This is a genomic window from Rhodococcus sp. UNC363MFTsu5.1 (genome assembly GCF_000686785.1).
Classification (GTDB): domain Bacteria; phylum Actinomycetota; class Actinomycetes; order Mycobacteriales; family Mycobacteriaceae; genus Rhodococcus_G; species Rhodococcus_G maanshanensis.
The window spans coordinates 26,349-39,441 of record NZ_JMLO01000021.1; the positions used below are offsets into that span (position 1 = coordinate 26,349).

The window sequence follows — 13,093 nt, forward strand, 5'->3', positions numbered from 1 at the left end:
AGCCCTCGTATCCCAATTGGCAGAGGAAACGGATTCAAAACCCGTGCAGTGTGAGTTCGAGTCTCACCGAGGGCACCACGAATATTCCTACGCGCGTCGGTTCGAACAGGTATGCCGTCGACTGACCGGACGTGAAATCGCCCGTCCCTCAGAGCGTTTCGCTCGATCCACCCCTCTCCGCGACGCCGCAGGCCGACCCGATCCCGGTGCGGGAGGTCACGGACACCAGCACGCGGCGGGCGCCTGCCCCTGTAGCCGCCGACTGACCCTCGCAATAGGCCAACAGGAAGCGCACGATTAGTGGAGGACTCGGGCTACTGACAGCGGACCGCGACCGCAACCGTGCTCCCGCGCGAGGCCCGGGCCTGCTGCTCTAGGAGGACGTCATGAACACCATCACACTGCGCACGGCGACTGCTGCGGCCCTGATCGCCCCCGCACTCACACTCGGAGCCGGGGTGGCCGGGGCCACGGCGCAAGAGCCTCCCACCGCTCCCCCTGCCGTCACCGAGACGACACCCGTGTCCCCCGACATGATCACGCCCGTCGTGCTCCTGCCCGGGCAGACGACGTGGCAGGGCGCCCTCGGCACCGTTCTCGCCTGCTCAGCGTGGGGACTCATCCCCCTCATCGGGCCGAACGTCGCATTCCCGATCTGCCTCGCCTGACGCCACACGCAACGCCCTCGTCCACCCCGCATCGCCGCAGGGGTGCTGTACACCTCCGCGGCGGCGAGCCGATACTCCGCACCGATACGGTGGCACCATGACGACCGCCGGCCTCGCCGACCGCGCCTGCCTCCCCTGAGTGACGGCGACCGCGTCCGCCTGCTTCTCGACATCGTCGAACTCGCGCAGACCCGCATCGGGCCCGACGAGGTCAACGACCTCGCCGGGCCCGCGCTAACGGCGCACGGGGTCGCGCTCACCCAGGACGTGGCACGGGGCTGGAACCTGGCCCTCGAGATCCTCACCCGCACCCTGGAGGCGCGACTTCCCCAGTGACGCCACCTACCCGGCGGGAATGATCCGGCGCGAACCCCTCGTGCGCGCCGAACCACCACCGCGGGCCGTCACCAGCGCGCAGCGGCGCCGAACAACCGGCTCGGATCGAACCGATCGCGGATCTCGGACAACCGTCGGAGTTCCTGCGGACCCCATGCCGCGCGCACCCGGTCGGCGGGCGCGCCCTCGGCTCCGCCCGCGAAGTTCACCAGCGCCCCGCCGGTCCCCCACGGCTCCATCGCGGCCAGCACTGATTCGAGCGCGCCAGGGACGACGTCGGCGATGGGCGGCGCCAGCACGCCGACCGCGAACAGGCTGAAAGCCGCGTCCCGGCCCGCCACCGCGTTCGGGACCTCGGCGCCGCGGGCCAGTGCCCCGCCCATCGCCCGGATCTCCGCCAGCACCAACGGCAGGCCACCCGCGGGCCCGACCGTGGCGAGGAACTCGTCGATCGCCTCGACCGGCAGCTCGCGCAGGAGCAGCGACCGCTCGGCGCCGGGCATCGGGTCGGTGGGGTCGGCGTGGATCGAACCCAGATCCGCGTACATGATCTCGGTGACCGTGTCGATGATCGGCTCCGCCAGGTCGCGCAGCGGCGCCAGCAGCGCCTCCCCGTCCTCCGTCTCGCTGACGTGCGCAAAGCGCACGTGCAGCACCGTGCGGCCGCGCAGGGCCTCGGGCAGGGCGGGCAGCGGCGGGAAGTTCACCACCGCAACGGAGGAGCTCACCGACTCGGGGATCCGGTGCACCCAGTCCCGCCATCCGTGCAGGACCCGCGGCGCGTCGAGGAAGTCGAAGAACATGCCGCCGGCGTGCACGGTCTGCACAGGGAAGAGCCGGAAGGTGATCTGGGTGACGATCCCGAATGCCGCCCCACCGCCGCGCAACGCCCAGAACAGGTCCGGTTCGCTGGTCTCGCTCACCCGGCGCAACTGGCCGTCCGCGGTCACCACCTCGATCTCGGTGACGTGATCGGCGGCGAAACCGAAGGTCCTGGCCACCGGGCCGATCCCGCCACCGAGCGTGTACCCGACGACCCCGACCTCCGTCCCGGACCCACACAGTCCGGCGAGCCCGTGCGGCGACGCGGCGTCGAGCACCTGCTGCCACCGCACGCCCGCGCCGACGGTCGCCGTCCTGGCCTGCTGGTCGATCACGATGGAGTCGAGGAGCCGGGTGTTGATCAGGATCGTCTCCGGCCCGGTGGGCGCCGCGCCGTGGCCGGTGGACTGCACCGCGACCGACATCCCGGCGGCGGCCGCGATCCCGACGGCCGCCGCGACGTCGGCGGCACTGGAGGCGACCAGCACCGCCGCGGGGCGGTGCACCGTGACGGTGTTGAAGCCCGCGACGGACAGGTCGAAGCCACCGCTCCCCGGCGCGTGTACGGGCCCGGCCGTCGCGGCACTCAGGCGCTCGACCAGTGACGGCAGGACGGGTGAGGATTCTTCGACGCTGGTGGACACGGCGTTTCCTTAGCTCGTTCGGATCTGTCCACCACAGGAGACCCGACCGCTCTTATCGCGCTCTTACGGCCGGCTTGCCGCTCTCCCCGACCAGGCCGGACAGCAGCGCGTTGACCTGTGCCCGGTCGAGCCCCGCCCCCCGCGCGGTGTGTCGGGCGTAATCCTGTGCGCTGAGCGCATCGCGGACCGCGGCGGCCTCCCTCGGACCGTCGATCGGGTCCATCCCCTCCGGCAGGAACCCGATCCGGCCGCCGAGCGATTGCACCGCCCCAGCCAGCACCGCGGCCTCCACCGGGTGCCCGGCGCCGGCCAGCACCGCGGCGGAGGTGTGCATCAGCACCAGCCAGGACGTCACGTCACCGTCCTCCTCGAGCACCGACTGCATGTGCCGTGCCGCGGACATCGCGGACGCCACGTCGCCCGCGTCCATCGCCGTCTTCATCAGCGCCCACGTCGAGGAGCTGACCGACCACGCATTGCCGATGCGCTCGGCGACGGCGATCGCCGTCTCCAACTCCGCGCGCGCCTCGTGCGGGCGACCGTCGTTGCGCAACAACATGCCGAGCACCATCCGGGCGTCCGCCTCCGCGAAGCCCGACCCGAGCGCGTGCGCGGTCGCGGCGCCCTCGCGGACGAGGCCGAGACCCGCGTCGAGGTTGCCGTCCATCGACAGGAAGTAGCCGCACCACGCCCTCAAACGGGCCGCCTCGGCGAGGTCACCCGCCGCCTCCCACGCGGTGGCGGACTCGCGCGCCGCAGCGGACGCGGCAGCCCGGTCCCCGGTGAGGTACGTCAGCGACGCGACACCTGCCATCGCCCGCGCGAATGGTCTCTGCTCGGGAGGACTCGGGTCCGCCGCGACCGCGTCGAGGGCCGACTGCAGGAAGCCGAGCCCCTCACCGATGCGGCCCATCCGGTACCAGAACCAGTACAGCCCACCGGCCAGCTCCATGGCGTAGTGCGCCTCTCCCGCCGCGAGCGCGGACACCAGCGCCGCCCGGTGCTCGGCCTGGTCGGCGGAGAGCTCGCGCATCACCTCCGCCGATTTCGCGCCGTACAGCGCGGACTGACGGGCGTTGACCCGGGCCAGCACGTGGGTCCGGTGCCTCGCCTCGGACAGCTCACGCTCGGCCGAATCGGACCGCTGCCAGGCGAAGTGCTTGATGGTCTGCAACATCCGGTAGCGCCGGGGCGAGGTGCCGGGCAGGACGGTGAGCAGCGATCGGCGCACCAGGGCGGTCAGCGGCTGCACCGAGGCGACCGCGGACGGAGCCCCGGTGACGGCCGCGGCCCCGCCGATGTCGAAGCTGTCCGCGAACACCGCCACCTGGCGCAGCAGTCCCGCCTCCTCGTCATCGAGCAGCCGGTAACTCCAGTCGATGGTGTCCGCGAGCCTGCGCTGTCTCGGTGGGGCGCTGCGGGACCCGCCGCTCAGGAGGGTGAAGCGGTCCCCCAGCCCGTCGGCGATCTGCTGCTCGGAGAGCACCCGAAGCTGTGCTGTGGCGAGTTCGATGCCGAGCGGGATGCCGTCGAGTTCGGCGCAGATCGTGCGCACCGTCGCGGCGTTCGCCTCGTCGAGGGTCCATCCGGGCACCACGCCGCCCGCGCGCGCCGCGAACAGGTCCCGCGCCTCGTCCGGCGCGAGCGGCGAGACCTCGTGCAGCGCTTCCCCATCCACCTCAAGGGGTTCGCGACTGGTGGCGAGCAGCCGTACCCGAGGACAGTCTGCGGCGAGGGTGGCGGCCAGTACCGCGGCGTCGGCGATGACGTGCTCGCAGTTGTCGAGGATCATCAGCATCGTCCGCCCGGCGAGCACACCGGCGAGATGCTCCGCGCTGCCGACCCCGGGCAGTCCGAGTGCCGATGCCACCGCGGGCACGATCAGCGCGCCGTCGGTGAGGGCGCCGAGATCCACCATCCACGGGCCGTCGCCATCACGTCTGCGCCGCGCGACCTCGATCGCGAGCCTGGTCTTGCCCACCCCACCCGGTCCGACGAGGGTGACCACGGGGTGCTCACACAGCGCCGCGGCCAGGGCCTCGATGTCGGCCGCCCGGCCCACCAGCAGGCTCCGCGGGGACGGCAGGTTCGATGCGCGGGGCAGATCGGGTTCGGTCGAGGGGGTCGCCGCCTGCCCGTGCAGCGCGGCATCCTGCGCCAGCACGGCCGCCTCGAGCTGCCGCAGGGCCACTCCTGGGTCGATGCCGAGCTCGTCGTCCAGGATCGCTCTGATCCGGCGCAGCGCGGCCAGCGCGTCGGACTGTCGACCACCGCGATACAGCGCGAGCACCAGGATCTCCCAGACCCGCTCGTCCAGGGGATGTTCGGCGGTCATGGCCTCCGCCTCGGCGGCCACCTCCGCGAATCGCTCCCTGCGCAGGCCCATCTCGAGCAACGATCTGCGCGCCTCCACATGCATCGCGGTCAGCCGGGCGATCTCCGGCGCCGTGAACTCGGATCCGGCGATGTCGGCGTACGGCGAGCCCCGCCACATCGACAGGGCCTCCAGGTAGGCGGCGGCCGCACCGTCCGCCGAACTGTCCGCGACCTCCGCGCCGAGCCGGACCAACTCCTCGAACCGCGCGACGTCGACGCTGCCGCGCTCGGCGGCGAGCAGGTACCGGCTGCCGTCGCGCACCAGCACCCCGTCCGCGCGCCTGGCCCTGTCGGGACTGAGCAGGTCGCGCAACTTGGAGATCGCGACGTGCAACGAGCTGAGCTTGGGCTGATCCAGGTCGTGCCACACCTGGGCGAGCAGGCGGTCGGCGGACACGGAGTGCGGGTAGGCGAGGACGAGCGCCGCGAGCAACGCGCGTTGGCGGGCGCCGCCGAGGTCGATCGGGCGGCCGTCGCGGAGCGCCGCGACGGGCCCGAGCACCCGCAGTTCCAGGCCTTCCGGCATCGCTCGATCCTCCTCAGCGCCCCGATTCCCTTGAGCGCCAGAGGCTACCGGACTCGCCTTGCCGCCCGGCCGCATCAGCCCCTCGGCACGACCCGCGAGAGCACTCCCGGCAGCGGGTGCCAGTCCGAGGTCACCACGCTCGCATTGGCTGTCGCGAGTTCGTCGACGCGGGCGAGCGCCGCCGCCTCCGGTGGACTGATGCCGTCGATCGCGGGGGCGACGTTGTGCGCATCGGTCATCACCAGCAAGTAGCCACGATCGCGATACCAGGCGGTGTCGATGCCGCCGCTCACGAAGGCCGAGGCGTCCCCGTCGAAGATCACGAACCACGGCCGGATCGAGGCGTCCGGATACCGGGCCTGCCGGGGGTCACCCGCCTCCGCACGGAGCACAGCAGGGAAGGCGACGGCCTGCTCCAGCGCGCCCGCCGCGGCAAGATCCCGGAGATGGGTGGCGTATTCGACATCCGTCCACAGCGGGTCGGCCGGGTTCTTCTGCTCCACCGTCCCGGGGATCAGCTCGATGATGAACTTTCCCGCCAGCTCGCCCCGCCCTGGCCAGCCGTCGGTCCGCACGGCCTCGTCGAGGGTGACGGGCGCACCGCCGGTCAGATCGGACGGGCGGAACAGAGCGGAACCGAGCCGCTCGTCGAGCAGGGCGTCGAACTCGCGGGGGCCGAGCCCCCCTGGTGCGTTGAAGCCGTCCTTCATCTCGATCTTGACCATCACCGGCCGATGGCCGGGGTTCGCGTCGTGCCAGACCCGGAGATCGGCGAGGCAGCCGGCGAGATCCTGATCACGGGGCATGGCCCGCAGCTGATCCGGTTCGGTCGCGTTCGCGCAGTTGTTCGCGTTCGCCACCGGGTTCTCGTGCGCGACCCGCCAATCGCTGACGGCGCTGTCGTTGAGCCTCGCGACCAGCGCGTCGGTGCTGCCACCGTTCGATGGAACGGCGCCTGCCGTCACCGCGGCGACGGCGCCCGGCACCACGTCGAAGCTGTTGGTCCAGACGTCGAGTTCGATCAGGCCCGCTCCCGAGTCCAAGGCGTCCGCGAGGTACTCGTACGTGTGCTGCTCGTAGGCGTTGTGCACGCCGACCGCGGTGGTCGCCGAGTACGGGGACCCGGACGCCGTAGCCGGTCCCGCGCCTGCGGGCACGGCACACACGAACAGGACCGCGGCGGCGGCCACGGCGACGAGGCCTGCCGGTCGAGGAGAATTCACTTCGTACTGCCTTTACGATGAGCGGATCACGACACGGGCAGCGTACGGGCACAGAGCGCCGCCGGGTTCGGTTCGAGCCGAGCCGGATACCCCCGAACGAAGGGCTCCGACCTTGTCGAACACCGAGATTCAGCTCACCAGACACGTGGCCGCAACGCCGGCGAAGGTGTGGGCGGTGCTCACCGACCTCGACGCGGCAGCCACGATGCTCACCGGAGTGATCGGCACGGAGCGGATCACGGGCGAGGGCTACGCCGTCGGTACCCGCTGGCGTGAGACCCGCAAGATGCTCGGCAAGGAAGCCAACGAGGAGATGTGGGTCGCCGAGGTCGAGCCGGGGCGCCGGACCGTGGTGAAGGCGAACTCCCGCGGCGCCGACTACACGACGTCCTTCACGCTGGCCCCGAGCGGCGCAGGCACGGATCTCTCGATGACCTTCACCGCCGACCCGGACCGATCGAGCTTCCTGGCAAGGCTGCTGATGAAGGTCTTCGGCAGGCTCGGCGCAAAGGCAACCGAGAAGATGATGGCGCAGGATCTGCGGGACATCGCGGCGGCCGCCGAGGCGTCCTGACCCGGCCGGTCAGGCGCCGATCGAGGCCTTGAGCATCGGCAGCATCGCCCACAGCTGGTCCTGCCAGTACGGCCACGCATGGGTTCCCGTTGCAGGGAAGTCGAAGTGGGCTGAATCGATGCCCATCGTCAACAGCCGCACCTGGAAGGCCCTGCTCTGGGCCAGCGAGAGCGCCTCGAGGCCCATTCCCGTCGCGGTGTTGATGTAGTCGATCGGGTACACCGGCCGGTTGTGCTGACCCGGCAGCCCGCTGGCGGCCGAGATCCACATCGGCAGCCCGCGCAACCCCTCGGCCTGGACGAACGGGTCGTGCCGCAGCCAGGCCGGGTCCCATGGCGGGCCCCACATGCAGTCCGAGTTGTACAGGCCCGCATCGAGCATCGCGATGCGAATGGCCTCGCGCATCCCCGGCGCCGACAGGTTGAGGTAGCCGGACATCGCGCCTGCGAAGGTGAACTGGTTACGGTGATGGGCCGCGAGGATCAGGGCCGCGTTGCCGCCCATCGACAAGCCGACGACCGCATTGCTGGTGCGGCTGATGCCGTACCTGGACGCGAGGTGATCGGGCAGGTTCTGGGTGAGAAACGACTCCAACATGTACTTGTACGGTTGGTTGGTGAAGTTGTTCGGCGCGTACCAGTCCGCGTAGAAGCTGGACTCGCCCCCGACAGGTTCGATCACGTTGACACCGTGATCCGACAGCCAGGCCGCGTTGGTCTCGTGCTCCCAGCCGCTGACGTCATCGGTGGCCCGGATCCCGTCGAGCAGGTAGACGGCCTTGTTGCTGCCGTTGTTCGCCAGCCACATCCGGACCTTGACGTGCCCGACGCCGCCGGGCGCGGGCACCCAGTCCTCGTGGAACCGGTCGTACGGATTGGCCGAGGCGGGCGCGGCGGCGCCGAGCGCCAGTCCGAGCGGTAGCACCAGTGCCGCGATCAGGATCAGCACCGCGGATCGTGCTCCGTCCCGGACACCCCTCGTAGATCCGCGCATCGCCATCGACCTCCGCCGTGACTTGAGTCACATTGGCACCACGCTATTCCCCGCGCCCGCCCTCGAGTTGGGTGCTCCGCACAATCGTTACCTGCATGTGGCCCGGGCAGACACCACTCCGCGACCATCAACGCCCCGGTGTCCGGGAGTGTGCGACCCAAGAATTACCATCAAACCAACCGATAGGTATGTCCGATTTGGATACATTGACCGGCGAATGTGGCACGGCCACGAAGATCCTTGGGGAGGGGCGGCATCATGCGGGGAACATGGTCGGGTCAGGAACTCCGGTGGGCGGGCATCGATGCCTAGGCCAGGCCCGGTCCGGCCCCTGGTCGGAGTCAAGATGGATGCCGTGCGGATCGAGGAGTACGACCAGCAGGCCCAGCAGGAGGGCCTCCTGATGAAGTCCGGCAAACCCAACCGATCGGAACTGATCCGGATCAAGCTGGCATTCGCCGACGAGCACATGCCGAACGGCTGGCGCCCGGTCTGACCGCCCGCCCTACACCGGCACCGGTACCGGGGACAGGTCCCACGGTCCGTCGCCGGCGAGCTGCAACTGCTGAGCGTGGTGCTGGTCGACCGTGCTGCGGTGGCTGACGCTCACGAGCATGCAGTCCGGCGCCTCGGTCCGGATCAGGCTGTACAGCGAGTACTCGAGACCCTCGTCGACAGCGGAGGTGGCCTCGTCGAGGAACACCAACTCCGGCCGGATCAGCAGGATGCGGGCGAACGCAATCCGCTGCTGCTCTCCCGGCGAGAGGATCTTCGCCCAGTCCGCCTCCTCGTCGAGACGATCGACGAGGTTCGCGAGCTGCACCTTCCGCAGGGCCTCCCGGATCGACTCGTCGCCGAGTTCGTCCGGCGTGCCCGGGTACGCGGCGGCGGTCCGCAGATCACCGAGCGGCAGGTACGGCATCTGGGACAGGAACAGCGTCTTGGTTCCTGCCGGCCGCCGGACCTGCCCCTCGGTGTACGGCCACATCTCGGCGAGGCTGCGCAGCAGGGTGGTCTTGCCACTGCCCGACCGTCCCTTGACGACGAGGGTGTCGCCCGGCGCCATCGACAGGTCCAGGTCCGCGATCAGCGAGAACCCGTCCGGCCTGCGCACCTGCACGCCCTCGACCCGCAGCGCGCCCTCGAGCTCCGAGACCGCGATCGCGGGCAGTTCCCTCGAATCCGAGTTGGCGTCCATCAGTCCGTTGAGACGGATCAGGCTGGCCCGGTACCCGGCGAAGACGTCATAGGACTCACGGAAGAACGAGAGCGAGTCGTGCACCTGCCTGAAGGCGGTCGCGGACTGCGTCATGTCGCCGAGGGTGATCGTGCCGTTGAAGAACCGCGGCGCCTGGATGATGAAGGCGAACACCTCCGCGATCTGGTTGACCACCAGATTCCAGCCGTTGAACTTCAAGGTACGGAAGACGATTCGCCAGTAGTTCCTGATGACGGCGGCAAAGCGGAAGAGCAGCCCGTGCCGCTCGACGCCCTCACCCCGGTAGAAGGCGACATTCTCCGCACTGTCCCGCACCCGGACCAGCGCGTAACGGAAGTTCGCTGTGAGCCGCTCGTTCCAGAAGTTCAGCTGGATCAGCGGCCTGCCGATCCAGAACGCCACGATGGTCGAGACGAGCACGTACGCGAACACGAGAAAGACCATGGCGCGGGGGATCTCGGTGCCGAACACCGTCATCGGCCCCGACAGATCCCAGAGGATGGTCGTGAACGACACCAGGGAGACGACCGCGCCGACCGCACCCATGGACAGCGAGCGCGAGACCGTGACGAAGTCGGTGATGTCGGCCTGGATCCGCTGATCGGGGTTGTCGATGGTCTCGTCGACGAATCGGTCGCGATAGAACGCGCGCCCGTGCAGCCAGTCGGTGGTCACGTGCTCGGTCAACCACACCCGCCAGCGGATGTCGAAGGCCTGGCCGATGTAGAAGATCAGCAGCGACCTGGCCACGTGGATCGTGGCCAGCACCCCGAAGATCCACAGGCTCCGCCAGAAGGCCGCCTTCGCCGCGTCCAACGCACCGACATCCCCCTGGGCATAGGACTGCGCGGCCATCTGCAGGGCGGTGTACATCTCGTTGCCCTGGTACGAGAACAGCACGGTCATGCGGACCGCGAAGACGGTCATGAACAGCACAACGGCCAGCAATGCGTACACCGGCGCGCTCTCGCGGCCCTTGAAATAGTCGCCGCTGATCCGCCAGAACTGCCTACCCCATCGGGTGGTCCGGAAGAGCACATACGCGATCAGGACGAAGCACACCGCCGCGATGGCGAATGCCCGGAATGTCCATATCAGGCTCGTGACGACCTCGTGGTCCCAGTCGAGCCCGCCGTCATCCGACATACGCCACCCCATTCACGCGGTCACGGCACGAGCGACCAACACGCCCGCGCCGTAGAGATGGCGAAGTCTAACCCCGATGACACCCACGCAGCGCGACCAACGGCACCGAAGTGCCGTTCCAGCACGCCGTCAACGACTTTCGCCCGCAGTGACGAAGGGCTACCCAGCTACTTCCGGCTCGGGAAGTGCCGGATCAGACCCTCCTGCACCACGGTCGCGAGCAACTGGCCCTCGAGCGAGAAGAACCGACCGGTCGCCAGGCCGCGCGAGCCCGCCGCCACCGGCGACTCCGTCGCGTACAGCACCCACTCGTCGAACCGGAACGGCCGGTGGAACCAGATCGAGTGGTTCACGGTGGCCGCGACGATCCGGTCCAGTCCCCAGGACAGCCCGTGGGTTGTGATGATCGAGTCGAGCACCGTGGTGTCCGAGGAGTAGCCCATCGTCGCGACGTGGAGCAGCGGATCGTCGGGCAGCTCGCCGTCCGCCTTCATCCAGACCCGGTTGTGGTTGAGCTTCTCCCCGGTGCCCTTGAGGATCCAGCTCGGGTCGTTCGCGTACCGCATGTCGATCGGCTTGAGGGCGTTGACGAACATCTGCAGCCGGTCCTCGTACCCGACGAAGTGGTCGCCGAGCGGCGGCAGCGTGTCCGGGTACGGCACGTCCGGGACCTCGACCGCGTGCTCGAGACCCTTTCCCCAGTCCTGGAATGCCACGAGCATCACGAACAGCTCCTGGTCGTCCTGATAGGCGACGACCTGGCGGTTCGCGAAGGCCCTGCCGTCGCGGTGACGCTGCACCCGGTACTCGATCGGCCGCTTCACGTCGCCGCCGCGGATGAAGTGGGCGTTGATGGCGTGCACCGGCCGGTCACCGGACACGGTGCGCCCCGCCGCGATGATCGCCTGGGACACCAGCTGGCCGCCGAACGTCCGGCTGCCGAGCTGGGCCTGGGGCGGGTGCTGCCCGAGGAACACGTCCTCGTCGAGCTGTTCGAGATCGAGCACGCTGAGAAGGATGTCGAGATCCCCCGCCCGAACGGGAAGGGGCTGTGCCCCCAGGTCAGTCACCTAGTGGTCCTCTTCTCCGATGCGGTGCACGTGAATCAGGTTGGTCGAGCCTACGGTGCCCGGAGGCGAACCGGCCACGATCACGACGAGGTCGCCCTTGTTGTACCGGCCGAGCGACAGCAGCGCGGTGTCCACCTGCCCGATCATCTGATCGGTCGTCGAGACCGGAGACACCAGGAAGGTCTCGGTACCCCAGGTCAGGGCCAGCTGGCTGCGCACCTCCGGCAGCGGCGTGAAGGCGAGCAGCGGCAGCGGCGTGTGCAGTCGCGCCAGCCTGCGGACCGTGTCGCCGGACTGGGTGAACGCGACCAGCGCCTTGGCATCCAGGCGCTCGCCGATGTCGCGTGCGGCGTAGGAGATCACGCCGCGCTTGGTCCGCGGAACGTGGGTCAGCGGGGGCACCCGGGTGGACTCGGCCTCGACCGCCTCCACGATCCGGGCCATCGTCTGCACGGTCTCCATGACGAACTTGCCGACCGAGGTCTCCCCCGACAGCATCACGGCGTCGGCACCGTCGAGGACGGCGTTGGCGACGTCCGAGGCCTCGGCGCGGGTCGGCCGCGAGTTCTCGATCATCGACTCGAGCATCTGCGTCGCCACGATGACGGGCTTGGCGTTCTCCCTGGCGATCTGGATGGCTCGCTTCTGCACGAGGGGCACCTGCTCGAGCGGCAGCTCGACGCCGAGGTCGCCGCGGGCGACCATCACCGCGTCGAAGGCCAGCACCACGGCCTCGAGGTTCTCGATCGCCTCGGGCTTCTCCAGCTTCGCGATCACCGGCACCCGGCGGTCGAGACGGTCCATGACCGCGTGCACGAGCTCGATGTCCGCGGGCGACCGGACGAAGGAGAGCGCGATGAAGTCGACGCCGAGGCGCAGCGCGAACTCGAGGTCCTCGATGTCCTTCTCGGACATGGCGGGCACCGAGACGTTCATGCCGGGCAGTGAGACGCCCTTGTTGTTGCTGACCGGACCGCCCTCGGTCACCGCGCAGACGACGTCGTTGCCCTCGACGGCGGTGACCGTCAGTCCGACCTTGCCGTCGTCGACCAGCAGCCGATCTCCCGGCTTGGCGTCCTTGGCCAGCTCCTTGTAGGTGGTGGAGACGCGATCGTGGGTGCCGTCACAGTCTTCGACCGTGATCCGCACCTCCTCGCCGTTCTCCCACACCGTGCTACCGGTGGCGAAGCGGCCGAGCCGGATCTTCGGGCCCTGGAGGTCGGCGAGGATGCCGACGGCCTTTCCGGTCGCGTCCGAGGCCTCGCGGACCCGTCGATAGTTCTCCTCGTGGTCGGCGTGTTCGCCGTGGCTGAAGTTCAGCCGGGCCACGTCCATGCCGCTCTCGACGAGCTCACGAATGCGATCCCCGGTCGCGGTTGCAGGGCCGAGCGTGCACACAATTTTCGTCCGTCGGGTCACGCGTCGAGCCTAGTCGGTGCCCTCACTCATCTCCATCGCAGGCGGTGAATTGTGCATACATACAAACAATTAGACCC

Annotated in this window: 11 protein-coding genes and 1 tRNA gene; 5 read left to right on the forward strand and 7 right to left on the reverse strand. The window is 69.4% G+C overall.

The genetic code is table 11. The features are described 5' to 3' along the window. Position 1: 1 nt before the first annotated feature. The 3 genes from BR31_RS0116955 (at position 2) to BR31_RS0116965 (ending at position 1,004) form a co-directional block, all read left to right on the forward strand. Positions 2-78, forward strand: a tRNA-Leu gene (locus tag BR31_RS0116955). A gap of 308 nt (positions 79-386) precedes the next feature. After that, complete coding sequence (locus BR31_RS0116960) at positions 387-668, forward strand: hypothetical protein (protein ID WP_027502019.1); 282 nt, start codon at positions 387-389, stop codon at positions 666-668. A 42-nt stretch (positions 669-710) separates the two neighbouring features. Further along, the gene (locus BR31_RS0116965) at positions 711-1,004 is read left to right on the forward strand and encodes a hypothetical protein (RefSeq protein ID WP_027502020.1); all 294 of its coding nucleotides are present in this window, start codon (positions 711-713) and stop codon (positions 1,002-1,004) included. A 68-nt stretch (positions 1,005-1,072) separates the two neighbouring features. Here the strand turns inward: BR31_RS0116965 and BR31_RS0116970 are convergent, their stop codons facing one another. From BR31_RS0116970 to BR31_RS31920, 3 genes are all read right to left on the reverse strand, one after another. After that, entirely contained in the window at positions 1,073-2,470 is a 1,398-nt protein-coding gene (locus BR31_RS0116970; protein ID WP_197023641.1) for an FAD-binding oxidoreductase, read from the reverse strand. 52 nt (positions 2,471-2,522) lie between these two features. Further along, positions 2,523-5,372: an AfsR/SARP family transcriptional regulator gene (locus BR31_RS0116975; RefSeq protein ID WP_051637509.1), complete on the reverse strand. Its 2,850-nt coding sequence runs from the start codon at positions 5,370-5,372 to the stop codon at positions 2,523-2,525. A 74-nt stretch (positions 5,373-5,446) separates the two neighbouring features. Further along, positions 5,447-6,595, reverse strand: coding sequence for a phosphatidylinositol-specific phospholipase C domain-containing protein (locus BR31_RS31920; RefSeq protein ID WP_027502023.1), 1,149 nt, complete (start codon positions 6,593-6,595; stop codon positions 5,447-5,449). A gap of 112 nt (positions 6,596-6,707) precedes the next feature. Between BR31_RS31920 and BR31_RS0116985 the strand changes: the two genes are divergently transcribed. Continuing rightward, the gene (locus BR31_RS0116985) at positions 6,708-7,169 is read left to right on the forward strand and encodes an SRPBCC family protein (RefSeq protein ID WP_027502024.1); all 462 of its coding nucleotides are present in this window, start codon (positions 6,708-6,710) and stop codon (positions 7,167-7,169) included. Between the two features lie 9 nt (positions 7,170-7,178). Here BR31_RS0116985 and BR31_RS0116990 read toward each other — a convergent pair whose 3' ends face one another. Beyond that, positions 7,179-8,162 (reverse strand): alpha/beta hydrolase, encoded by a 984-nt coding sequence (locus BR31_RS0116990; RefSeq protein ID WP_231496530.1) that lies wholly within the window; start codon positions 8,160-8,162, stop codon positions 7,179-7,181. Positions 8,163-8,508: 346 nt separating this feature from the next. Here BR31_RS0116990 and BR31_RS31575 point away from each other — a divergent pair, with 346 nt between their 5' ends. After that, positions 8,509-8,658, forward strand: coding sequence for a hypothetical protein (locus tag BR31_RS31575; RefSeq protein WP_156042525.1), 150 nt, complete (start codon positions 8,509-8,511; stop codon positions 8,656-8,658). A gap of 9 nt (positions 8,659-8,667) precedes the next feature. On the opposite strand, the gene BR31_RS0117000 is transcribed toward BR31_RS31575, so the two are convergent. The 3 genes from BR31_RS0117000 to pyk all read right to left on the reverse strand — a co-directional run bounded on the left by BR31_RS0117000 (position 8,668) and on the right by pyk (position 13,016). Next, positions 8,668-10,527 carry an ABC transporter ATP-binding protein/permease gene (locus BR31_RS0117000; protein ID WP_027502026.1) on the reverse strand — a complete coding sequence of 620 codons (1,860 nt, stop codon included), beginning with the start codon at positions 10,525-10,527 and terminating at the stop codon, positions 8,668-8,670. A 167-nt stretch (positions 10,528-10,694) separates the two neighbouring features. Next, positions 10,695-11,588, reverse strand: a complete 894-nt coding sequence (locus tag BR31_RS0117005; RefSeq protein ID WP_027502027.1) for an acyl-CoA thioesterase — start codon at positions 11,586-11,588, stop codon at positions 10,695-10,697. A 9-nt stretch (positions 11,589-11,597) separates the two neighbouring features. Then, a complete protein-coding gene (gene pyk, locus BR31_RS0117010; RefSeq protein WP_027502028.1) occupies positions 11,598-13,016 on the reverse strand; it encodes a pyruvate kinase in 1,419 nt (472 codons plus the stop codon). Positions 13,017-13,093 lie beyond the last annotated feature (77 nt).

Coding starts and splice junctions, on each gene's coding strand:
- BR31_RS0116975 (WP_051637509.1), bottom strand. CDS start 5,372: ATGCCGGAAGGCCTGGAACTGCGGGTGCTCGGGCCCGTCGCGGCGCTC.
- BR31_RS0117000 (WP_027502026.1), bottom strand. CDS start 10,527: ATGTCGGATGACGGCGGGCTCGACTGGGACCACGAGGTCGTCACGAGC.
- BR31_RS31575 (WP_156042525.1), top strand. CDS start 8,509: ATGGATGCCGTGCGGATCGAGGAGTACGACCAGCAGGCCCAGCAGGAG.
- BR31_RS0116960 (WP_027502019.1), top strand. CDS start 387: ATGAACACCATCACACTGCGCACGGCGACTGCTGCGGCCCTGATCGCC.
- BR31_RS0116990 (WP_231496530.1), bottom strand. CDS start 8,162: ATGCGCGGATCTACGAGGGGTGTCCGGGACGGAGCACGATCCGCGGTG.